Raw genomic sequence first — 19,749 nt, 5'->3', positions numbered from 1 at the left:
GGGCTCAGCCCGGCATCACCCCGGCGGCCAGCACCGCGCCCAGCTCGCGACAGGCGGCCCGGGCCGCGGCGTCCGGGGCGCCGGTGACCTCCACCGGGGCGGCCGCGGCGATCCAGCCCATGCCCTCGGCGATCGCGGTGACCGACCGGGTCGCGCCCGAGGTGTCCGATCCGCCGTGCACCCACAACCCGTACGGCAGGCCGCGGGTGTCCTCGCCGCACACGTAGTACACCTGGTCGAGGAAGTGCTTGAGCGCCCCGGACATGTAGCCGATGTTGGCCGGGGTGGCCAGCAGCACGGCGTCCGCGGCGAGCAGGTCGGACGCGGTCGCGGCCAGCGCGGCCCGGGCGACGGTCCGCACCCCGGTGATCTCCGGATCGGCGGCGCCCGCCCGCACCTGCGCCAGCAGCTCGGCGGTCGCCGGGGACGGCGTGTGGTGCACGATCAGCAGCCGGGCCCCGCTCACCGGCCCAGCATCCCGTCCACCTCGGCGCGCAGCGCGTCGAGCCGCCGCTCCGCCCGCTCCCGGGACGCCGGGACCAGCGCCGGATCGCCGGTCGGCGGTTCGATGATCTCCAGGTACGCCTTCAGCTTCGGCTCGGTGCCGGACGGCCGGACCACCACCCGGACGCCGTCGCGGCGCAGCCGCAGCACGTCCGGTGCCGGCCGGTCGGCCGCCCAGCCCGGCGGCGGCGCGTCGCGCAGCCGCTGCACCGCGCGGTCCCGCTCGGCGTGCTCCATCCGGAGCGAGACGCCGAGCGTGCGGTGCACGCCGGCCGCGGCGGCCAGCTCGTCGAGCCGCGCGGGCACCGACGACCTGGCCGCGGCCAGCCCGCGCACCAGGTCGGCGGCCAGCACCGCGGCGGAGACGCCGTCCTTGTCCCGGACCGCGTCCGGGTCGACGCAGAGCCCGATCGCCTCCTCGTAGCCGAAGACCAGCCCGTCGCCGGCGCGGACGATCCACTTGAACCCGGTCAGCGTCTCGGCGAACCGGGCGCCGTGCGCGGCCGCGACCGTGGCCAGCATCGACGACGACACCACTGTCGTCGCGACCAGGGGCGCCGGCGCGTCCGGCCGGTCCGGCCCGGCCCGGGTCCGCAGCAGGTGATCGGCCAGCAGCACGCCGGTCTCGTCGCCGGAGAGCATCCGCCAGCCGTCGTCGAACGGGACGCCGATCGCGCACCGGTCGGCGTCCGGGTCCAGCGCGACGGCCAGCTCCGCCCCGCAGCCGGCGGCCAGCTCGAGCAGCAGGTCGGTGGCGCCGGGCTCCTCCGGGTTGGGGAACGCGACCGTCGGGAAGTCCGGATCGGGCCGGGCCTGGGCGGCCACCACGTGCACGTCGTGCACCCCGGTGCGGGCGAGCGCGGCGGTGACGAGCGCGCCGCCGACGCCGTGCATCGGAGTCAGCGCGATCCGCGGGGCGGCGCCGTGCGGGGTGCGCGGGAGCGTCGCGATCCGGTCCAGGTAGTCGGCGGTCACGTCGGTGACGGCGGGCAGCGGCCCCAGCGGGACCGACACCGCGGCCGGCGCGGTGGTCACCGCGGCCTCGATGCCGGCGTCGTCGGGCGGGACGAGCTGGGCGCCGTCCTGCAGGAACACCTTGTAGCCGTTGTCGGCCGGTGGATTGTGCGAGGCGGTGACCGCGATCCCGGCGACCGCGCCGAGCCGCCGCACGGCGAACGAGACCAGCGGGGTCGGAACCGGGGGATCGAGCAGCGCCACCTCGAACCCGGCGCCGGTCAGTACCCGGGCGGCGGCCTCGGCGAACGCGGCCGAGCCGTGCCGGGCGTCGCGCCCGACGACGACCGTCCCGGTCCGGCCGCCGGCGCGGAGCCAGCCGGCGAGCCCGGCCGTCGTGCGGGTCACCACCGCCACGTTCATCCCGGCCGGCCCGGCCCGGACCGGGCCGCGCAGGCCCGCGGTGCCGAACCGGAGCGGCCCGGACATCCGGTCGGCCAGCCCGGCCCGGGCGCCGTCCGCCGGGGGGCCGCCGGCCAGCGCGGTCGCCAGCAGCCGCTGCAGCTCGGCCCGGGTGCCCGGATCCGGGTCGTCGGCGATCCAGCGCAGCGCGGCGTCCCGCAGCTGCGGATCGGGCCCCATCAAACGCGGGCGACGAGCTCGCCCAGCAGCTCGCCCATCCGGGTCGCCGCGGCCCGCCCGGCGTCGAGCACCTCCTGGTGGTCCAGCGGCTGCCCGGACAACCCGGCGGCCAGGTTGGTGACCAGCGAGATGCCGCAGACCTCCAGCCCGGCGGCGCGGGCCGCGATCGTCTCCAGCACGGTCGACATCCCGACCAGGTCGGCGCCGAGCGTGCGCAGCATCCGGATCTCGGCCGGGGTCTCGAAGTGCGGCCCGGGCAGCCCGGCGTACACACCCTCGACCAGCGACGGATCGAGCTCGCGGGCGGCCGCGCGCAGCCGCGGCGAGTAGGCGTCGGTGAGATCGACGAAGTCGGCGCCGACCAGCGGCGAGCGGGCGAGCAGGTTCAGGTGGTCGGCGATCAGCACCGGCTGGCCGACCGAGAGGCCCTCGGTGATGCCGCCCGCGGCGTTGGTGAGCACCACGGCCGAGACGCCCGCCGCGGCCGCCGTCCGGATCCCGTGCACCACCGGCTCGACGCCGTGCCCCTCGTAGAGGTGAGTGCGGCCGAGCAGCACCAGCACCCGGCGCCCGCCGATCGTCAGCGAGCGCACGGTGCCGCCGTGCCCGACCGCGGACGGGGCGACGAACCCGGGCAGCTCGGCCATCGGCAGCTCCGCGTCGGCGGTCCCGAGCACGTCGGCGGCGGGACGCCAGCCGGAGCCGAGAACGACGGCGACGTCGTGCCGCTCGGTTCCGGTGCGGCGGGCCAGCTCGGCGGCGGCCTCCTGGGCGGTGTGCGCGAGGGCGGACATGGCACCACCCTAATCACCGGCCGGGATCAGCCGCCGGTGCTCCGGAAGCCGGTCGCGACCGCGTCGAACAGCCCGGCGGCGGCCTCCTCGGCCTGGCCGGCGGGGGAGGTGAGCTGCAGCACCCAGACGCCGTCCGGATCGCGGCCGGGGAAGATCCGCAGCAGCGTGCTGCGCTCCTGCGGGCCGCTGGTGGTGGTCATCTCGATCTGGTCGGACCCGTCGGCCTGTGGCTGCACCGGGCCGGCGTCGACGCCGTCCACGCCGAGCGCCTCCGGGGTCAGCGCGCCGGTGACCGCCTCGGTGGAGGCGGCGGCGCGCACGGACAGCTCCTGCCGGCCGTCCGGGCTGACGAACCGGACGACGGCCGAGCCGTCGCCCGCCGGGGAGCGGTACTGGGTCCAGTCCTGGGGGACCGCGACGGAGAACCCGAGCGGATCCGGGTGGGCGACCCGCGGCGTGCGCTCGGTGGCGACGGTGATCGTGCTCAGCGGCTCCTGGCCTGCCAGCGCGCGGACCCCGGCGAACCCGGCGAGCGCGCCCAGCAGCACCAGCAGCGCGCCGCCGAGCACCAGCGGCACCCCGCCGAGCACGCCGGCGAACCCGGTGCCCCGCGCCGCGGCGGGTCGGGCGGGCGCCGACCCGGCCCGTCCGGCCGGGCCGGTGGGGCGGGCCGGCCGGGGTGCGGGCCGGTGCTCGGGGACGGGCGGTGCGGCCGGCGGGGCGTGTCCGGCCGGCGCGGCCGGTGCCACCTCGGTGGCGGGCGGCGCCCCGCCGCGGGTGTGCGTGCCGGTCGCGGCCGGCGGCCGGTGCGGCACCTGCGGGCCGGACGCCGGCGAGGCGGCCGGGGCCGGGACCCGCGCCATCACGGTCGGGACGTCCGGCGAGCCGGGGAAGATCGGGTCGTCCGGGTCGGCCAGCAGCGGCCGCAGCCGGGCCCGGACCTCGTCCAGCGGCATCCGGCCGGCGGGCTCCTTCACCATCAGCCCGGAGATCACCTCGGCGATCGGGCCGCCCACGGTCGGCACCGGCACCGGGCCGTCGACGACCTCGGTGATGGTCCGGACCGGATCGCCGTCGACGTCGTAGGGAGGCCGGCCCTCGACGGCGGCGAACAGCGTCGCGCCCAGACCCCACAGGTCCGCGGCCGGGGTGACCGGCTGGCCGGCGGCGACCTCCGGGGCGATGTAGGCGGGGGAGCCGAGCACCAGGCCGGCCGAGGTCATCGGGGCGTCCGACTCGTTGCGGGCGATGCCGAAGTCGGTGAGCTTGATCCGGCCGTCGTCGGAGATGAGGACGTTGCCGGGCTTGACGTCGCGGTGCGTGATCCCGGCCCGGTGCGCCGCCCGCAGCGCGGCGGCGGTGCCGTACCCGACGACGCCGGCCTGGGCCCGGTCGAGCCGCCCGGCCTCGGCGATCGCCGCGGCCAGGTTCTTCGACGGCACCAGCTCCATGACGACCAGCGGCTCGTCGCCGCCGGAGTCCAGCACGTCGAACACGGTGACGACGTTCGGGTGCGAGAGACCGGCCAGCGCCCTGGCCTCGCGCATGATCCGTTCGCGCAGCTCGAGCTTCTCGGCGGCCGGGATCCCGTCCGGGATCTTCAGTTCCTTCAGGGCGACCCGGCGCTGCAGCACGTCGTCGAAACCGGACCACACGGTGCCCATCGCGCCGCTGCCGAGCGGCCCGTCGACGCGGTACCGCCCGGCGATCTGGCGGCGCTGGACATCGCCTTCGGGAACGGTCACGCCGGCGATTGTTCCATCGTCCCGCGAGCCGCCCACCTGCACACCGGCTGTGACAGGCGGTTCCGGCCGGTGACGGTGTGTCACCAATTTGCGGCGCCCGGTCGCCGGGCGGCGCCGGCCGCGGGGCGGACGCCGCTGCGTCACGGCCCGGTGACGGTGCGGATTCGGGGCGGCTGCGAGGCGGCTGCGGTGCGGTTGCGGCCCGATCCGGGACCGCCGGTGAACGGCGGAAACGGCCGCTCGTCGCGCTCCCGCCCGCCCGCTCGTCACAACTGGTGAACCCGTTGGCAGCATCCCGCCGACCCCTCGCCGCGCGGACCCGTGAACGGCCGCTTTCGACTGGAACACCGCCGGACGGGTGAGCACCATGAGTCGTGGTCGGGCACGTTCCGACGCCCCGTGACGGGGCGGTGGGCCGGGGCCCCGACATCCCGGACGAGGAGGACAAGGTGACTGCGCTGCAGACCCGCACCGAGCTTCCCGAGGTGGGCGACCTGCCGGTCGACGACCTCGGTGCCGGCACGGGTCCGGCCTGGCTGGAATCGTGGATGCGGGCGCACAAGGGCGAGATCGTCGGGTGGCGCCGCGCCATCCACGCGCAGCCGGAGCTGGCCCGTCGCGAGCACCGCACGACGGCCCGCGTCTCGGAGACGCTGCTGCGGGCCGGCCTGGAGCCGCGCACGCTCGCCGGCGGGACCGGCGTCGTCTGCGACATCGGCCACGGCGGTCCGCTGGTGGCGCTGCGTGCCGACATGGACGCGCTGCCGCTGCAGGAGCAGACCGGTCTCGCGTTCGCCTCGACGGTGCCCGGCGTGATGCACGCCTGCGGGCACGACGCGCACACCGCGATGCTGCTCGGCGCCGCGCTGGCGCTGAACTCGGCGCCGTCGCTGCCCGGCCGGGTCCGGCTGGTGTTCCAGCCGGCCGAGGAGGTGCAGCCCGGCGGCGCGCTGGACGTCGTCGCCCAGGGCGTGATGTCCGACGTCGAGCGGATCTTCGCGCTGCACTGCGACCCGCGCCTGGAGGTCGGGCGGCTGGGTACCCGGGTCGGGCCGATCACCTCGGCCTGCGACCTGATCGAGGTCCGGCTGACCTCGCCGGGCGGGCACACCTCGCGCCCGCACCTGACCGCCGACCTGGTGCAGGCGCTCGGCCTGCTGGCCACCCAGGTCCCGCTGCTGCTCACCCGGCACGTGGACCCGCGCTCGGGCACCGTGCTGACCTGGGGAGCGGTGCAGGCCGGCGACGCGGCCAACGCGATCCCGCAGTCCGGGATGCTGCGCGGCACGCTGCGCACCGCCGACCACGCGACCTGGACCGAGCTGGAGGACACGCTGCGCGCGCTGGTCGCCGCGGTGCTGGCCCCGACCGGTGTCGGGTACGTGCTGGACCACGTCCGCGGGGTCCCGCCGGTGGTCAACGACGAGATCTCGACCGGTCTGCTGCGCGACGCGGCGGTGACCGTCGGCGGCGAGCCGGCCGACGCGAGCACCGAGCAGTCCTCCGGCGGTGAGGACTTCGCCTGGTACCTGGAGCACGCCCCGGGCGCGATGGCCCGGCTCGGCGTGTGGTCGGGCAGCGGCCCGCAGCGCGACATCCACCAGCCGACGTTCGACCTGGACGAGCGGTCACTGCCGTTCGGCTCCCGGGTGCTGGTGCACGCCGCGCTCGCGGCGCTCGCGGACGCCTCCTGACCGTCGCCGGGGTGCCCGCCCCGGTCAGGCGACCGACCGCAGCCGCAGGGTGACCGCGCGCCCGCCGCGCCGCGCGGCGTCGTGCGACTCGGTGAGCTGGGCCCGGGCCAGCTCGCGCAGCTCCGCCATCTGCGGGTTCACCTCGGCGAGCGTGAGCTCGGTCTCGATGACGTCGAGATCGAGCCCCCAGACGTCGACCAGGATCCGGCGCATCCAGCCGGTCGCGTGGTCCCAGCCCTCGCGCGGGGTCCCGGGCGCGTAGCCGCCCCCGCGTGCCGTCACCAGGAAGGCCGGCCGATCGGCCAGGGGCGTCTGCCCCGGTGCGAGCCGCGGATCGGTGATCAGGGTGTCGACCCACGTCTTGAAGTGCTGCGAGACGCCGAAGTTGTACAGCGGGGCGCCGAGCACGAGCACGTCCGCGGACAGGACCTCGTCGGCCAGCTCGCGGGCGGTCCGGACGGCGCGCTCCTGTTCCGCCGAGCGACCCTGCTCCGGCGCGAGGGCGGCGCTCGCCCACACGTCGGCCGGGACGGGTTCGACGGCGAGATCGCGCCGGACCACCCGGGCGCCCTCGCCGAGCTCCTCGAGGATCGTTCCCTGCAGCGTGTCGGCGACGGCCCGGGTGACCGAGCCCTCGGTGCGGACGCTGGTGTCGAGCCGGAAGAGGGTGCTGCTCATGCGGGACCTGCTCTCACTGGAGGATAATCTGTTATCTAGATGATCGTACATCACGATTATCTTGCCGCGAAGGTCGAATCTGTACGATTCGGGGCATGGCGGAGGCGGTGCAGGAGGTGCCCGACACCGGCGAGCTCGGCCGGTCGCTCGGCACGGTGCTGCGCGCCTACCTGCGTTCGGTGCACGAGCAGGTCGACGACCTGCCGGGCGGGCCGCGGGGGTTCCAGGTGCTGTCCGTCGCGGCGGGCGGCGCCTGCCACAACCAGGCGACGATCGCTCAGCTGCTCGGGCTGGACCGGACGGTGATGACCTACCTGGTCGACGACCTGGTGAAGCGCGACCTGGTGGAGCGCCGCCCGGACCCGGCGGACCGCCGGGCGCGGCAGGTCCTGCTCACCGAGGCGGGCCGGCGGCTGCTGGCGGAGGTGTCCGCGCGCATCGCCGAGGTCGAGGACCAGCTCCTCGCCCCACTCGACGACGTGGAGCGTCCGCTGTTCCGCGACATGATCGGGCGGATCGCCCGGGCCCGGCCGGCCGACGACGCGGACCCCTGCACCGAACCCGGATCGGCCTGCTGAGCCGCGGGTGGGGTCAGCCGCCGGGTGAGGACTTCCGGCTCGGCCGGCTGCGCAGGTCGTTGACGTAGTCCGCGGGCGCGCCGGCCATCTCGGCGGCGTCGGCGATCACGCCGAGGTAGCGGGCCGACGGCTCGCCGCCCTCATAGGCGTTGAGCACGTAGATCCAGGCGAGGACGCTGCCGTCCAGGGTGGCGACCCGCAGCCGCAGCTTCTTGTGCAGGCCGAGCTCGCCGCCCTCCCAGCGGTCGAGCTGCGCCTCGTCGTGCTCGGGGACGTCGTAGAGCACGACGAACACCTGCGAGCCCGGCTCCTCCACCACGGTGGAGAGCGCGCCCTCCCAGGTGTAGTCCTCGCCGCCGAACGTCAGCCGCCAGCCCTGGAGCCACCCGGTCCCGGCCATCGGCGAGTGCGGGGCGCGCTCCTTCATCTGCTCGGGGTCCATGTTCGACCCGTACGCGGCATACAGCGGCACGGGGGCAGCGTAGTGGCTCGGGGTCGGAGGGCGGCCGGGCGGGCCCCGCCCCGCCCGGCCGGCTGAACCGGACACGCGTACTGTGAAGCACTGTCGACGCCGGTGGCGAGGCCGCCGGCCCACCACCACCGACGTCTCCAGGGGGACTTCCCGTGACCCGCATCGTCATCATGGGCGGCGGACCTGCCGGATACGAGGCCGCGCTGGTCGCGGCGCAGCACGGCAGCGAGGTGACCGTCGTCGAGCGGGACGGGATGGGTGGCGCCTGCGTCGTCTACGACTGCGTCCCGTCGAAGACGTTCATCTCGTCGGCCGCCGTCCGGGTGGACCTGCACCGCGCCGAGGACCTGGGCGTGCTGGTCGACCGCGGCAACTCGGCGGTCGACCTGCCCGCCGTCAACCAGCGGGTCAAGTCGCTGGCGCTGGCGCAGTCCGCGGACGTGCGCACCCGGCTGGAGAACGAGGGTGTCCGGATCATCACCGGCACCGCACAGTTCGACGGTCCCGGTGCCGGCCGGGCGACGCACGACGTCACCGCCACCCACACCGACGGCACCGTCGAGCGGCTGGTCGCCGACAACGTGCTGATCGCGACCGGCGCGACCCCGCGGGTGCTCGACTCCGCCCGGCCGGACGGCGACCGTGTGCTGGACTGGCGGCAGCTCTACGACCTGGAGGAGTTGCCCGAGCATCTCGTCGTCGTCGGGTCCGGTGTGACCGGCGCCGAGTTCTGTTCGGCCTACGTGGAGCTGGGCTGCCGGGTCACCCTGGTGTCCAGCCGGGACCGGGTGCTGCCGCACGAGGACGCCGACGCCGCCGCGGTGCTGGAGGAGGTCTTCGCCGAGCGCGGCGTGGAGATCCTCGCGCACGCCCGCGCCGACAAGGTGGAGAACACCGGCGACGGCGTGCTGGTGACGCTGTCCGACGGCCGCACGGTCGAGGGCTCGCACGCCCTGATGACGGTCGGGTCGGTGCCGAACACCGGCGACCTCGGCCTGGAGAAGATCGGCGTGGAGACCGACCGCGGCGGGTTCATCCCGGTCGACAAGGTGTCCCGGACGGCGGAGCCCGGCGTCTACGCGGCCGGTGACTGCACCGGGGTCCTGATGCTCGCGTCGGTGGCGGCCATGCAGGGCCGGATCGCGATGTGGCACGCGCTCGGCGAGGGCGTCGCGCCGATCCGGCTGCGGACCGTCGCGGCGAACGTGTTCACCCGTCCGGAGATCGCGACCGTCGGGATCAGCCAGAACGCGATCGACTCCGGCGAGGTCCCGGCGCGCACGGTGATGCTGCCGCTGTCGACGAACCCGCGGGCGAAGATGCGCGGCCTGCGCCGCGGCTTCGTGAAGCTGTTCTGCCGGCCGGCGTCCGGCGTGGTCATCGGCGGTGTCGTGGTGGCGCCGGTCGCCAGCGAGCTGATCCTGCCGATCGCGATGGCGGTGCAGAACGGTCTGGGTGTCGACGACCTGGCGCACACCTTCTCGGTGTACCCGTCGCTGTCCGGGTCGATCACCGAGGCGGGCCGTCAGCTGATGCAGCACTCCGACCTGGACTGATCCCCGAACAGCTGGTCGAGCAGCGCGCGCAGCGCCTGCGGGGACACCGGGGCCAGGGTGACCCACTCCGGCCCGGGGCCCGGTTCGGCGTCGCGGGTCAGCCGGTACCGGCCGCGCGCGGTGTCGACGACGGTGACGTACCCGGGCAGCCGGGCCGGGTTGCCCCAGCGGTCGAACCGGACCGCGCACACCTGGGCGTGCCGGGCCGGTCCGCGCAGCACCGCCTCCAGCCGCGCCGACGGCCCGGACCGCTCGGTGCCGCCGGTACCGGCAGTCTCGTCAGTGCCGTCGCTGAGCAGCAGCGCGAGCTCGGCGGTCGGCATCCCGGCTGCGGGCCCGGGGCCCGGGTGTGCCGGCGGGAGCACCGACACCGCCGCGTGCGCCGGGGAACCGGCGGCGGCGACGATCACGGTGCCGCCGGTGTGCACGGCGAGCACGCCGCCGTCGGTACTCCCGGCCGCGACGGCGCGCAGCGCGGACCCGTAGCGGGCGCGCACCTCCAGCTGCCGTTCGGGCCGGGCGAGCAGGGTGCACAGCCGCACCAGCCCGGGTGCGTGCCCGCGCGGGCCGGCGAGGCCGCGATCGCGCAGCGCGGCCGTCACGGCGGCGACGCCCCGGGTGCGCTCGTCCGTGCTCCGCCCGGGGGAGGGCACGGACAGCGCCGCCGGGGTGGTCCCGAGCCCGAGCAGCTCCCAGACGACGTCGAACTCGGCGGCGGTGAGCCGGAACCGGGTCGCCGGGTCCCACTCAGCCACGGCCCCGCCAGCGCTGCTCGGGGCGGAGCACCGCGACGGCGGCCGGTGCGCCGGGCCCGGGTTCGCCGGTTCCACCGGTCTCGCCGCTGTCGCCGGCCTCGGGGGCGCCGGTTCCGCCGGGCGGGTTCCGGTCGGCGAGCAGGCGCCAGGCCGGTGCACGGCCGTCCGGTCCGGGTGCGGGAGGGGCGGCGCCGGACGCGACGGGATGCCGGTGCACGGCCGCCGGTGTACCGGGTGCGACGGCGGCGGGGAGCACCGGCGCCGCGGGTGCGGGTGGACCCGGCGGGGGCGTTGCCGGCGCGATGCGGCCCGGGTCCGTGGTCGTCGGTCCGCCGGGTGCGGTGACGTGCGGATCTCCGCCCGGCGCGGCGAGACCCGGGTCGGTGGCCGCCCGGCCGCCCGGCGCAGCGACCTCCGGGCGGGCCTCCGGAGGGGCACCCGGGTCTGCCTCCGGCCCGACAGCCGGCCCGACAGCCGGACCGACGTCCGGCCCGGCCGTGGGGCGCGCCGATCGGAGGTCGCCGGAGTTCTCGCCCGCCGCACCGGAGGCCTCGGTGTGACCCGGCCCGTCGCCGGACTGCATCCGGCCTGCGGCGCCCGTGCCGGCCGTCGCACCGGGCTCCGGTCGTCCGGTCGATCGTGTTCCCGCGGCAGCCGCGACACCGGCGGCGCCCAGCGCCCCGGCAGCCCCGCCCGCCACCCACCCCGGCCCGCCGCCCGTTCCCGGCCCGTTGACGCCCCCGGCACCGCCGGACCAGCCGGCCCCGGACCAGCCACCGCCCGGCGACGTGGCACCGGTCAGGCCGCCGCCCGACCAGGCACCGCCCGGCGCGGCAGCACCGGCCAGGCCACCGCCCGACCAGCCACCGCCCGGCGTGGCAGCACCGGTCACGCCACCATCCGGCGCGGCAGCACCGGTCGCGCCCGGTGCGGCGGCACCGGTCGGGCCCGGCGCGGCAGGACCGGTCAGGCCCGGCGAGCCAGCACCGGGCCCGGCACCGCCCGGACCGGCTCCGGGACCGGCCACCGTCGGACCACCCGATCCCGGACCGCCCGCCGCAGCCGGCCCCGCCGCCACGGACACCCCCGCGGGAGCCGCGGCCGCCGTCACCGCGGGCGGTGCGGCCCAGCCGGTCCAGTGGGCCACGGCGATCCGGCTGTCCTCGGCGTAGCGCTGCATCAGCTCGGCGGCCCGCGCCGCCGCGTTCCCGGCGGCGGCGTCCGCCGCGGCCCAGTCGGTGAGCACCGCCGCCCCGGCCGGGACGACCGCCGGTGGGGACGCGGCCGGGGGCTCGGTCATCCGGGCCCGCAGGCCGGCCGCCAGCGCGGCGTGCGCGGCGAGCCCGTCGGCGGTCCGGACCGCGTCGGCCGCGGCGCCACCGGCCCAGCCGGCGAGTGCCCCGAGCGCCCCGGCGGTCACATCGGCGGCGCCCCCGGACCAGCCGGCCGGGAGCTCCCGCACCCGGTCGGCGAGCTCGCGGTGCACGTCGTCGAGGGCCTCCGCGGCGTCCCGCCAGGCCCGTTCGGCCGCCGCCGACGCCACCGGGCCGGGACCGGCGGCGACCATCGCGTGCAGTTCGGCGTGGCTCATCCCGATCCAGCGCGGTGCGGTCACGACCGGGTCCAGGAGCGGACGATCCCGGCCTCGGTGCCGGCGTAGTCCCGCCCGGAGCGGTCGACCGCGTCCCGGGCTCGGACGATCTCGGAGCGCAGCGTCCGGATCCGTTCGATCGCCGCACCGGCGGCGTCCGCGGCGTGACCGGCGTACCGGGCGGCCGCCTCGGCGCTCACCGGGTCACCCAGCCAGGGCCGGATCCGGCGGGCGTCGGCGTCGAGCAGGGTGAGGACAGTGGCGAGCCGGTCCACGGCCCGGTCCAGCGCGGCCACGACGGCGGGCGGTGTCGTCGGATCGATCCGCAGATCCGGGCGGGGTACGGGCACGGCTGGCCTCCGGGACGGCTGGGCGGGACGGCGGCACGCTAACCACGGTCGTCCGCGGTCACGTCCGGTCGGCGGTCCACGGTCGCCATCGCGAACGACGGCACCCCCGCCCGTGCCGGTCGTGATCCGGCACGCGCGGGGGTGCGCGTCTGCTGTGGCGCCGTGGCTACGCAGCGGCGACCGCGTGGCGGTCGTCCGCGTCGACGGGCCGGCACCCGCTGAGCGGGCACGGTGGTGGGGCCCAGGTCGTGGTGGCGAACGCGGGGACGAGCCCGGCGAACGGCCAGCGGCCCGCGAACCGCTGCAGGTACCAGAACACGAACAGGTGGTCCGGTTCGGCCGGGTCGACGACGAACTGCGGTCGGCCGCCGAGGTCGTCGACCCAGGCGGCGTAGGCGTTCGCGACCAGCCCCGGCGGACGGGCGGCCCGCCGGGTGAGGAGCCAGTCCTCGGCCCGGCCGCGCCAGTCCTCCAGCGCCGTCGGGTGCACGGTGGCCCCCGGAAGCTCGCGGAGGTTCGCGGTGAATGTGCCGATCGTGACCCCGTCCGCGCCGTACGCGGTCGAGATCAGGGTGAGCAGGGAGTGCGGGCCCGGGATCGGGCCGTCGGTGTGGATGTGCGTCGTCACGTGTGGTGACGCCGGTGGGGCGAGGGGCATGACGGATCCTGTGCGTCGTTGGAGCTGGTGACGGCTCACGGCGCGGGACTGGCCTGCGTGGTGAGCGGATCCGCGGCGCGGTACTCCGCGTGGCGGGGTGGACCGGGCCCCGTGGATCGGGCACACGGGTTCGGCTGTGGAGTTTGGCGGTATCAAGTTTGGCGGTATGCGGTTGTCCGCCGCGGGCACCTGCCCGGTGTGCGCGGCGCAACGACGCTAGGCTGCGGCGGGCATCCGGTCAACGCGCGTCCCGGGGAGCGGGATCGGTGTGCAGCCTGCCCAGCACGAGCACGTCGACCCGGGCCCCGTCGACCTCCCACGCCTCCCGCATCCGTCCCTCGTGGACGAAGCCGAGCGCGGCCGCGAGCGCCGCCGAGGCGTGGTTCGGCTCGGCGTGGTGGTAGGTGACCCGGTGCAGACCGAGGCCGCCGAACCCGAACCGGACGACGGCACCGACGGCGGCCCGGGCGAGCCCCCGGCCGCGGGCGGCGGGCAGCGTCCAGCAGCGCACCTCGGCGGTGCCGTGCGCCAGGTCGACCTGCTCCAGGGTGACCTCCCCGAGCATCTCACCGGTGGTCGGCTCGGCGACCGCCCAGGCACACCGCGTCCCGCGGGCCCAGCCGTCGATCCGGTCCGCGACGTGCGCGGTCACGACGGCGTCGAAGTTCGGGGCGGCCGGATCGGGCCGGTTGCGCCAGCGCCGGATCTCCGGGTCCCGCGCGGATGCGGCGACGGCCGGGCGGTCGTCCACCCGGTCGTCGTGCCGCGGGCTGCGCAGGTACCAGGCCCCGGCGTTGATCTCCACCGGGTCGAGCGACACCTGGCTCAGCTCCGATCTTCGTTCCGCAAGCTTCTCTCAGTGCACATCTTCGTTCCGCAAGCTTCTCTCAGTGCACATCTTCGTTCCGCAAGCTTCTCTCAGTCCTTGATCTCGCAGATCACGGTGCCCTGCGACACCGACGCACCCTGCTCGGCGCTGAGCCCGGTGACGGTGCCGTCCTTCGGCGCGGTGACCGGGTTCTCCATCTTCATCGCCTCCAGCACCACGATCAGGTCGCCCGCCGAGACGGTGTCGCCGTCGGCGACAGCGACCTTGATGATGGTGCCCTGCATCGGCGCGGTGACGGCGTCGCCGGAGACCTTGGTGCCGCCGCCCTTGCCGGCCCGCTTGCGCGGTGCGGCCTTCGCCGCGCCGGCGCCGCCGCCCCCGCCCAGCGCGAGATCGCCGGGCAGCGAGACCTCCAGCCGGCGGCCGCCGACCTCGACGACGACGGTCTGCCGCTCGCCGGTCTCCTCGTCGGCCCCGGCGCCGCCCTCGAACGGCGGCACCGTGTTGTCCCACTCGGTCTCGATCCACCGGGTGTGCACCGTGAAGTCGTCGACGGACTCGGCGGTGAAGGCCGGGTCCGCGGCGACCAGCCGGTGGAACTCCAGCACGGTCGCCATGCCCTCGACACGGAACTCGTCCAGCGCGCGGCGGGCCCGCTCCAGGGCCTGCCTGCGGTCGGCGCCGGTGACGATGAGCTTCGCCAGCAGCGAGTCGAACTGGCCGCCGATCACCGAGCCGTCCTCGACGCCGGCGTCCACCCGCACGCCGGGACCCGCCGGGTACCAGATCCGCTCGACGGTGCCCGGCGCCGGGAGGAAGTTGCGGCCCGCGTCCTCGCCGTTGATCCGGAACTCGATCGCGTGCCCGCGCGGCGCCGGGTCGTCGGTGAGCTCCAGCTCGTGGCCCTCGGCGATCCGGAACATCTGCCGGACCAGGTCGATCCCGGTGGTCTCCTCGGAGACGGGATGCTCGACCTGCAGCCGGGTGTTCACCTCCAGGAAGGTGATCATCCCGTCCTCGCCGATCAGGAACTCGACGGTGCCGGCGCCGTAGTAGCCGGCCTCCTTGCAGATCGCCTTGGATGCGTCGTAGAGGGTGGTTCGCTGCTCGTCGGTGAGGAACGGCGCGGGCGCCTCCTCGACGAGCTTCTGGAACCGGCGCTGCAGCGAGCAGTCCCGGGTCCCGACGACGACGACGTTGCCGTGCTGGTCGGCCAGCACCTGCGTCTCGACGTGCCGGGGCCGGTCCAGGTAGCGCTCGACGAAGCACTCGCCGCGGCCGAACGCCGAGGTGGCCTCGCGGACCGCGGAGTCGTAGAGCTCGGCGACCTCGGAGCGCTCGCGGGCCACCTTCATCCCGCGGCCGCCGCCGCCGAACGCGGCCTTGATCGCGACCGGGAGGCCGTACTCGTCGGCGAAGGCGAGCACCTCGTCGGCGCCGGAGACCGGGTCCTTGGTGCCGGGCACCAGCGGCGCCCCGGCCCGGGTGGCGATGTGCCGGGCGGTGACCTTGTCGCCGAGGTCGCGGATCGACTGCGGGGACGGCCCGATCCAGGTGATCCCGGCGTCGATCACGGCTTGGGCGAAGTCGGCGTTCTCGGAGAGGAAGCCGTAGCCGGGGTGGATGGCGTCGGCGCCCGCCTGCTTCGCGGCACCGATCACCTTGTCGATGTCGAGGTAAGACTCGGCGGCGGTCGAGCCACCCAGCGCGAAGGCCTCGTCGGCGAGCCGGACGAACATGGCGTCCCGGTCCGGGTCGGCGTAGACGGCGACGCTCGCCAGGCCCGCGTCCTTCGCGGCTCGGATCACACGAACGGCGATCTCGCCCCGGTTGGCGACGAGCACCTTGCGCAGTGCGGGCACGGTACGAACTCCTCGGGTCGCAGGCGCCGGCCCGGTGCTCCGGCGCTGGGTTACCGGCGAGTGTAAGAGCCGGATCCCCGATCGTTCCGCGCGGAGACTGTGGTGAACGCAACTCACCCCCGACGGGTGGGGTCGCTGACGTCGTCGTGATCGGTCCAGAGGTGAGTCGGGCCACGTGAGGGGTGGTGCGCCGGGCGGAGGGGTCCCCGCAACTCCACACCCCCCAGTGGTGGAGTTGCGGGGACCGCCGAGCCCCGACCCCCGGGGCAGTCCTGTGCGGCGGCGCCGCCGCTCAGCCGCGCCCGCCGAGGGCGACGGCCCGCTGCGCGGCCAGTTCCTCGGCGAACGCGGGCTCCGCGGCGAGCATCGCGCCGAGCCCGAACGCGCCGACGCTGAGCGCCGCCGCGGCCGGTCCGATCGCCGTCCAGTCCGGGCGCATCGACGGCGCCAGCTCGGGATGCCGCTCCCGCACCCGGCGCAGCGCCTCGTCGCCGGCCCTGGTACGCACGGGGATCCGCGCTCCGAGCAACACCGTCACAGCGACCATGGCGAGCGTCGCGGCCAACAGCGCACCGACCGGGCGGCCGTTCGCCAGCCCGGCCAGTACCCGGACCAGGCCGAGTGCGGCCACCAGACCCGGCGCGACGGCGGCCGAGCGGAGCCGGTCCCGCCCGGGGGCGCCCAGCACCAGTCCGGCGACCTCGAGCCGGCGGGCGATCCGGTGCAGCTCGGCGGCGACTGCGGCGTGCGTGCCCAGGCTGCGACACGGGATCAGCCGGTGCGCCGAACGGTGGATCGCCCGCTGCAGCCCGGTCGCCGACCGGGTGACCGGACCACCCGCCCGAACCTGGCCGGGTGTCCGGTCGGAGGTGAGTACGGTGCCGTCGACGTGCATCGCGGACAGCGCCGCGTACACCGCGAGGGCGGGTCCGTCGTTGAGGTACGCAACGTCCTCCGGGCGGCCGTCCACCGTGCGGACCCCGGCCGGGTCGCCGGCGACGACCCGGGAGCGGTACCAGAGGGTCAGTGCCGTCACGGCGAGGGCGAGCAGCAGGTACGCCGTGAGGAAGGCCGATGCGCTGACACCCCAGGTCTCGCCGGTGAGGTTCGTGCCCATTCCGGCCTCCCCGTGCAGGTCCGCGCGCTTCATCGTTCGAAGCAGTGTGCGCCCGCTCACGGGGAGGCTCGCCGGATTTCACAGAGACTTAAGGTTGCCCGGAGCGAACGGCCGACACCCGATCGGGTGGACTCGGCCGTTCGGTCCAGCACCGTCCGGCGCGGCCGTCACGGCCTGGTGTCAGCCGGTCGCCGACCGCACCTGTCGCTTGATCCGGGCCAGCATCGCGGCGATCCCGCGCAGCCGCAGCGGGCTCACCGCCTCGGCCAGGCCCAGGTCGGTGTAGAAGTCGTCGGGGACCTCCAGCACCGCCTCGGCGGGCTGGCCGTCCAGCCCGGTGTACATGATCGAGGCGAACCCGCGGGTGGTCGGCGCCTCCGGTGGCGCCGAGAAGAACAGGTGCACCGGGCGGTCACCGTCGTCGGCGACCTCGACGGCCAGGAACAGCGGCGACTGGCACTCGTGCACCTGCTCCATCGAGTCGGCGGCGTCGGCGTACCGCTCGGGCAGCTCGGGCAGCTCCCGGGACAGCTCCAGCAGCAGCTGCAACCGGTCCTTCGGGCCGAGCGCGGCGAAGTCGTCGACCAGTTCGGCGAGAGCCGGTGGGAGGCTCACCCGCGCTCCTCGCCCCGCGCGATCGGCACCCGCACCGCGTTGCCCCACTCGGTCCAGCTGCCGTCGTAGTTGCGGACCCGGTCGAAGCCCAGCAGGTAGGTCAGGACGAACCAGGTGTGGCTGGAACGCTCGCCGATCCGGCAGTAGGCGACGACGTCGTCGGATGGCTTGAGGCCCTGCTCCTGCTCGTAGATCGCGGCCAGCTCGGCGCGCGACCGGAACGAGCCGTCGTCGGCGGCGGCGCGGGCCCACGGGACGCTCGCGGCACCCGGGATGTGCCCGCCGCGGACCGCGCCCTCCTGCGGGTAGTCCGGCATGTGCAGCTTCTCGCCAGTGTACTCCTGCGGTGAGCGGACGTCGACCAGCGCCCCGCCGCCGTCCGGCACCAGCCGGAGGTGGGCGAGCACGTCGTCCTTGAAGGCCCGGATCGCCGCGTCGTCCCGCTCGACGACCGGGTAGTCGGCGCGGGCCGGGGCCGGGGTGTCGGTGGTGGTCTCGCGGCCCTCGGCGATCCACTTCGCCCGGCCGCCGTCGAGCAGCCGCACGTCGGCGTGGCCGAACAGCGAGAACACCCACAGCGCGTAGGCGGCCCACCAGTTGTTCCGGTCGCCGTAGACGACGATCGTGGTGTCCCGGCCGATGCCGCGCTCGGACATGATCGCGGCGAACCGCTCACCGTCGACGTAGTCACGGGTCACCGGGTCGTTCAGCTCGGTATGCCAGTCGACCTTCACCGCGCCCGGGATGTGGCCGGTGTCGTAGAGCAGCACGTCCTCGTCGGACTCGACGACGACCAGGCCGGGATCGGTCAGGTGCTCGGCCAGCCAGGCCGTGGTGACCAGCCGCTCGGGGTGCGCGTACTCGGCGAGCTTGGGGTCCGGGTCGTTCGTGACAGCCATGGCGGGAGGGTAACCGCGCGGCCGGTCACCCACACGCGGGCTCAGACACCGAAGTCGGAGTCGTCCCCGTCCGGGCGCGGACCGTGGATCGTCCGGTCCTCCGGCGCGATCCGCAGGTCGTTGATGCTGGCCTCGCGCCTGCGCATCAGGCCGTTGTCGGCGAACTCCCAGTTCTCGTTGCCGTAGCTGCGCCACCACTGCCCGTCGGCGTCGCGGGACTCGTACCGGAACCGCACCGCGATCCGGTTCCCGCCGAACACCCACAGCGACTTGCGCAGTGCGTAGTCGAGCTCGCGTTCCCACTTCGCGGTCAGGAACGCGACGACCTCGTCGCGGCCGGTCAGCCAGGTGTCGCGGTTGCGCCACACGGTGTTCGGTGTGTAGGCGAGCGCCACCTTCTGCGGGTCGCGGGTGTTCCACGCGGCCTCGGCGGCGAGCACCTTCTTCCGGGCGCCGGCCTCGTCGAACGGCGGGAACGGGGGACGGGAACCGTCACTCATCAGGACTCCTTGCCACTCGGGACCGGCACTCCGGACCGCGGGTGCCAGAGGTCGACCACGCTCACACCGATCCCGCCGAGCAGCCGGCGCAGCAACGGGAGGCTGATCCCGATCACGTTCGACGGGTCCCCGTCGATGCCGTCGACGAACCAGCCGCCGAAGCCGTCCAGGGTGAAGGCGCCCGCCACGTTCAGCGGCTCGCCGGTGCCGAGGTAGGCGGTCAGCTCCTGCGGGGTCGGATCGGCGAACCGGACCCCGGTCACCGCGTGCCCCTCGGCCTCCTTGGCGACCGCGCCGCCGGCCAGCAGCAGCACCGCGTGCCCGGTGAGCAGCTCACCGGTCCGCCCCGCCATGGACAGCCAGCGGCGGCGCGCGGTGTCCGGATCGCCGGGCTTGCCGACCAGTTCGCCGTCGACGTGCAGCATCGAGTCGCAGCCGACCACCAGCGCGTCCGGGTGCTCGGCTGCGATCCGGCCGGCCACCGCCGCCGCCTTGGCCGCGGCCAGCAGGGTCACCCTGCGGGCGGGCTCGGCGTCCGGGTGGGCGGCGAGCAGGGCGTCCTCGTCGACGTCGGAGACCTCGACGAGCGGATCGGCGCCCGCGGCGCGGAGCACGCCGAGCCGGGCGGGGGAGGCGGAGGCGAGAACCAGTCGCACGGGCGGACCTTATCCGCCGCGGGTCGTCCGGTGTCGACCTCGTGCCCGCCCGGCACCGGCCCGCCCACCAGCAGCAGCGGCAGGATGGGGCCGAGCGGGATCGGGCACGGCGCGATCTCGCCGTGGCCGGGGACGCCGGTGCGGATCAGCAGCTCGTCGAGCGCGACCTGGTCGGCCGGTGCGTCGCCGAGCACGAACCCGAGATCGCGGTAGTAGTCGTAGTAGCCGTTGGCGAGCGCGCCGGTGTCGACGACGAGCAGCACCAGCACGACGGCGAGCACCCCGGGCCGCGGGGAGCCG

Annotated in this window: 21 protein-coding genes; 3 read left to right on the top strand and 18 right to left on the bottom strand. The window is 75.7% G+C overall.

From position 1 onward, the window contains the following. Positions 1–4: 4 nt before the first annotated feature. The 4 genes from ABZ881_RS25385 to ABZ881_RS25370 are packed head-to-tail and all read right to left on the bottom strand — an operon-like array spanning position 5 to position 4,639. Entirely contained in the window at positions 5–466 is a 462-nt protein-coding gene (locus tag ABZ881_RS25385; RefSeq protein ID WP_358488109.1) for a flavodoxin, read from the bottom strand. Further along, entirely contained in the window at positions 463–2,100 is a 1,638-nt protein-coding gene (locus tag ABZ881_RS25380; RefSeq protein ID WP_358488108.1) for a phospho-sugar mutase, read from the bottom strand. Before ABZ881_RS25380 ends, ABZ881_RS25385 begins: the two co-directional genes overlap by 4 nt. After that, on the bottom strand, positions 2,100–2,894 hold the full coding sequence (locus ABZ881_RS25375; protein ID WP_358488107.1) for a purine-nucleoside phosphorylase: 795 nt from the start codon (positions 2,892–2,894) through the stop codon (positions 2,100–2,102). Before ABZ881_RS25375 ends, ABZ881_RS25380 begins: the two co-directional genes overlap by 1 nt. A gap of 26 nt (positions 2,895–2,920) precedes the next feature. Further along, complete coding sequence (locus tag ABZ881_RS25370) at positions 2,921–4,639, bottom strand: serine/threonine-protein kinase (protein ID WP_358488105.1); 1,719 nt, start codon at positions 4,637–4,639, stop codon at positions 2,921–2,923. Between the two features lie 449 nt (positions 4,640–5,088). Between ABZ881_RS25370 and ABZ881_RS25365 the strand changes: the two genes are divergently transcribed. Continuing rightward, positions 5,089–6,333 carry an amidohydrolase gene (locus tag ABZ881_RS25365; protein WP_344029180.1) on the top strand — a complete coding sequence of 415 codons (1,245 nt, stop codon included), beginning with the start codon at positions 5,089–5,091 and terminating at the stop codon, positions 6,331–6,333. A 24-nt stretch (positions 6,334–6,357) separates the two neighbouring features. Here ABZ881_RS25365 and ABZ881_RS25360 read toward each other — a convergent pair whose 3' ends face one another. Further along, a complete protein-coding gene (locus ABZ881_RS25360; RefSeq protein WP_358488104.1) occupies positions 6,358–7,011 on the bottom strand; it encodes an NAD(P)H-dependent oxidoreductase in 654 nt (217 codons plus the stop codon). 95 nt (positions 7,012–7,106) lie between these two features. On the opposite strand from ABZ881_RS25360, the gene ABZ881_RS25355 reads away from it, so the two are divergent. Beyond that, positions 7,107–7,589 (top strand): MarR family transcriptional regulator, encoded by a 483-nt coding sequence (locus tag ABZ881_RS25355; RefSeq protein ID WP_358488103.1) that lies wholly within the window; start codon positions 7,107–7,109, stop codon positions 7,587–7,589. A 13-nt stretch (positions 7,590–7,602) separates the two neighbouring features. Here ABZ881_RS25355 and ABZ881_RS25350 read toward each other — a convergent pair whose 3' ends face one another. Beyond that, the gene (locus ABZ881_RS25350; RefSeq protein ID WP_344029189.1) at positions 7,603–8,061 is read right to left on the bottom strand and encodes a gamma-glutamylcyclotransferase; all 459 of its coding nucleotides are present in this window, start codon (positions 8,059–8,061) and stop codon (positions 7,603–7,605) included. Positions 8,062–8,213: 152 nt separating this feature from the next. Here ABZ881_RS25350 and ABZ881_RS25345 point away from each other — a divergent pair, with 152 nt between their 5' ends. Then, positions 8,214–9,617 (top strand): NAD(P)H-quinone dehydrogenase, encoded by a 1,404-nt coding sequence (locus ABZ881_RS25345; RefSeq protein ID WP_358488101.1) that lies wholly within the window; start codon positions 8,214–8,216, stop codon positions 9,615–9,617. On the opposite strand, the gene ABZ881_RS25340 is transcribed toward ABZ881_RS25345, so the two are convergent. The 12 genes from ABZ881_RS25340 to ABZ881_RS25285 all read right to left on the bottom strand — a co-directional run bounded on the left by ABZ881_RS25340 (position 9,587) and on the right by ABZ881_RS25285 (position 19,730). Further along, positions 9,587–10,372, bottom strand: coding sequence for an ESX secretion-associated protein EspG (locus ABZ881_RS25340; RefSeq protein WP_358488100.1), 786 nt, complete (start codon positions 10,370–10,372; stop codon positions 9,587–9,589). The genes ABZ881_RS25345 and ABZ881_RS25340 overlap by 31 nt on opposite strands. Continuing rightward, the gene (locus tag ABZ881_RS25335) at positions 10,365–11,987 is read right to left on the bottom strand and encodes a hypothetical protein (protein WP_358488099.1); all 1,623 of its coding nucleotides are present in this window, start codon (positions 11,985–11,987) and stop codon (positions 10,365–10,367) included. Before ABZ881_RS25335 ends, ABZ881_RS25340 begins: the two co-directional genes overlap by 8 nt. After that, on the bottom strand, positions 11,984–12,313 hold the full coding sequence (locus ABZ881_RS25330; RefSeq protein ID WP_358488097.1) for a hypothetical protein: 330 nt from the start codon (positions 12,311–12,313) through the stop codon (positions 11,984–11,986). The genes ABZ881_RS25335 and ABZ881_RS25330 overlap by 4 nt, the downstream gene beginning before the upstream one ends. A 166-nt stretch (positions 12,314–12,479) precedes the next feature. Next, positions 12,480–12,971, bottom strand: coding sequence for a hypothetical protein (locus ABZ881_RS25325; protein WP_358488096.1), 492 nt, complete (start codon positions 12,969–12,971; stop codon positions 12,480–12,482). 238 nt (positions 12,972–13,209) lie between these two features. Beyond that, on the bottom strand, positions 13,210–13,791 hold the full coding sequence (locus tag ABZ881_RS25320; protein ID WP_358488095.1) for a GNAT family N-acetyltransferase: 582 nt from the start codon (positions 13,789–13,791) through the stop codon (positions 13,210–13,212). A gap of 98 nt (positions 13,792–13,889) precedes the next feature. Then, positions 13,890–15,662: an acetyl/propionyl/methylcrotonyl-CoA carboxylase subunit alpha gene (locus ABZ881_RS25315; RefSeq protein WP_358488093.1), complete on the bottom strand. Its 1,773-nt coding sequence runs from the start codon at positions 15,660–15,662 to the stop codon at positions 13,890–13,892. Between the two features lie 292 nt (positions 15,663–15,954). Next, positions 15,955–16,812 carry a TIGR04222 domain-containing membrane protein gene (locus tag ABZ881_RS25310; RefSeq protein WP_358488092.1) on the bottom strand — a complete coding sequence of 286 codons (858 nt, stop codon included), beginning with the start codon at positions 16,810–16,812 and terminating at the stop codon, positions 15,955–15,957. A 147-nt stretch (positions 16,813–16,959) separates the two neighbouring features. Then, complete coding sequence (locus ABZ881_RS25305) at positions 16,960–17,394, bottom strand: SufE family protein (RefSeq protein ID WP_344029213.1); 435 nt, start codon at positions 17,392–17,394, stop codon at positions 16,960–16,962. Next, positions 17,391–18,293, bottom strand: coding sequence for a sulfurtransferase (locus ABZ881_RS25300; protein ID WP_358488090.1), 903 nt, complete (start codon positions 18,291–18,293; stop codon positions 17,391–17,393). The genes ABZ881_RS25305 and ABZ881_RS25300 overlap by 4 nt, the downstream gene beginning before the upstream one ends. Positions 18,294–18,334: 41 nt before the next feature. After that, the gene (locus tag ABZ881_RS25295) at positions 18,335–18,793 is read right to left on the bottom strand and encodes a nuclear transport factor 2 family protein (RefSeq protein WP_358488088.1); all 459 of its coding nucleotides are present in this window, start codon (positions 18,791–18,793) and stop codon (positions 18,335–18,337) included. After that, positions 18,793–19,407 (bottom strand): Maf family protein, encoded by a 615-nt coding sequence (locus tag ABZ881_RS25290; protein WP_358488132.1) that lies wholly within the window; start codon positions 19,405–19,407, stop codon positions 18,793–18,795. Before ABZ881_RS25290 ends, ABZ881_RS25295 begins: the two co-directional genes overlap by 1 nt. After that, positions 19,305–19,730: a hypothetical protein gene (locus ABZ881_RS25285; protein WP_358488087.1), complete on the bottom strand. Its 426-nt coding sequence runs from the start codon at positions 19,728–19,730 to the stop codon at positions 19,305–19,307. The genes ABZ881_RS25290 and ABZ881_RS25285 overlap by 103 nt, the downstream gene beginning before the upstream one ends. Between the last annotated feature and the right edge of the window lie 19 nt (positions 19,731–19,749).

This window comes from Pseudonocardia sp. NPDC046786 (assembly GCF_040645415.1).
Classification (GTDB): domain Bacteria; phylum Actinomycetota; class Actinomycetes; order Mycobacteriales; family Pseudonocardiaceae; genus Pseudonocardia; species Pseudonocardia kongjuensis.
The sequence above is the reverse complement of the archived record's forward strand: the minus strand, read 5'-3'. Positions and strand labels throughout refer to the sequence as shown.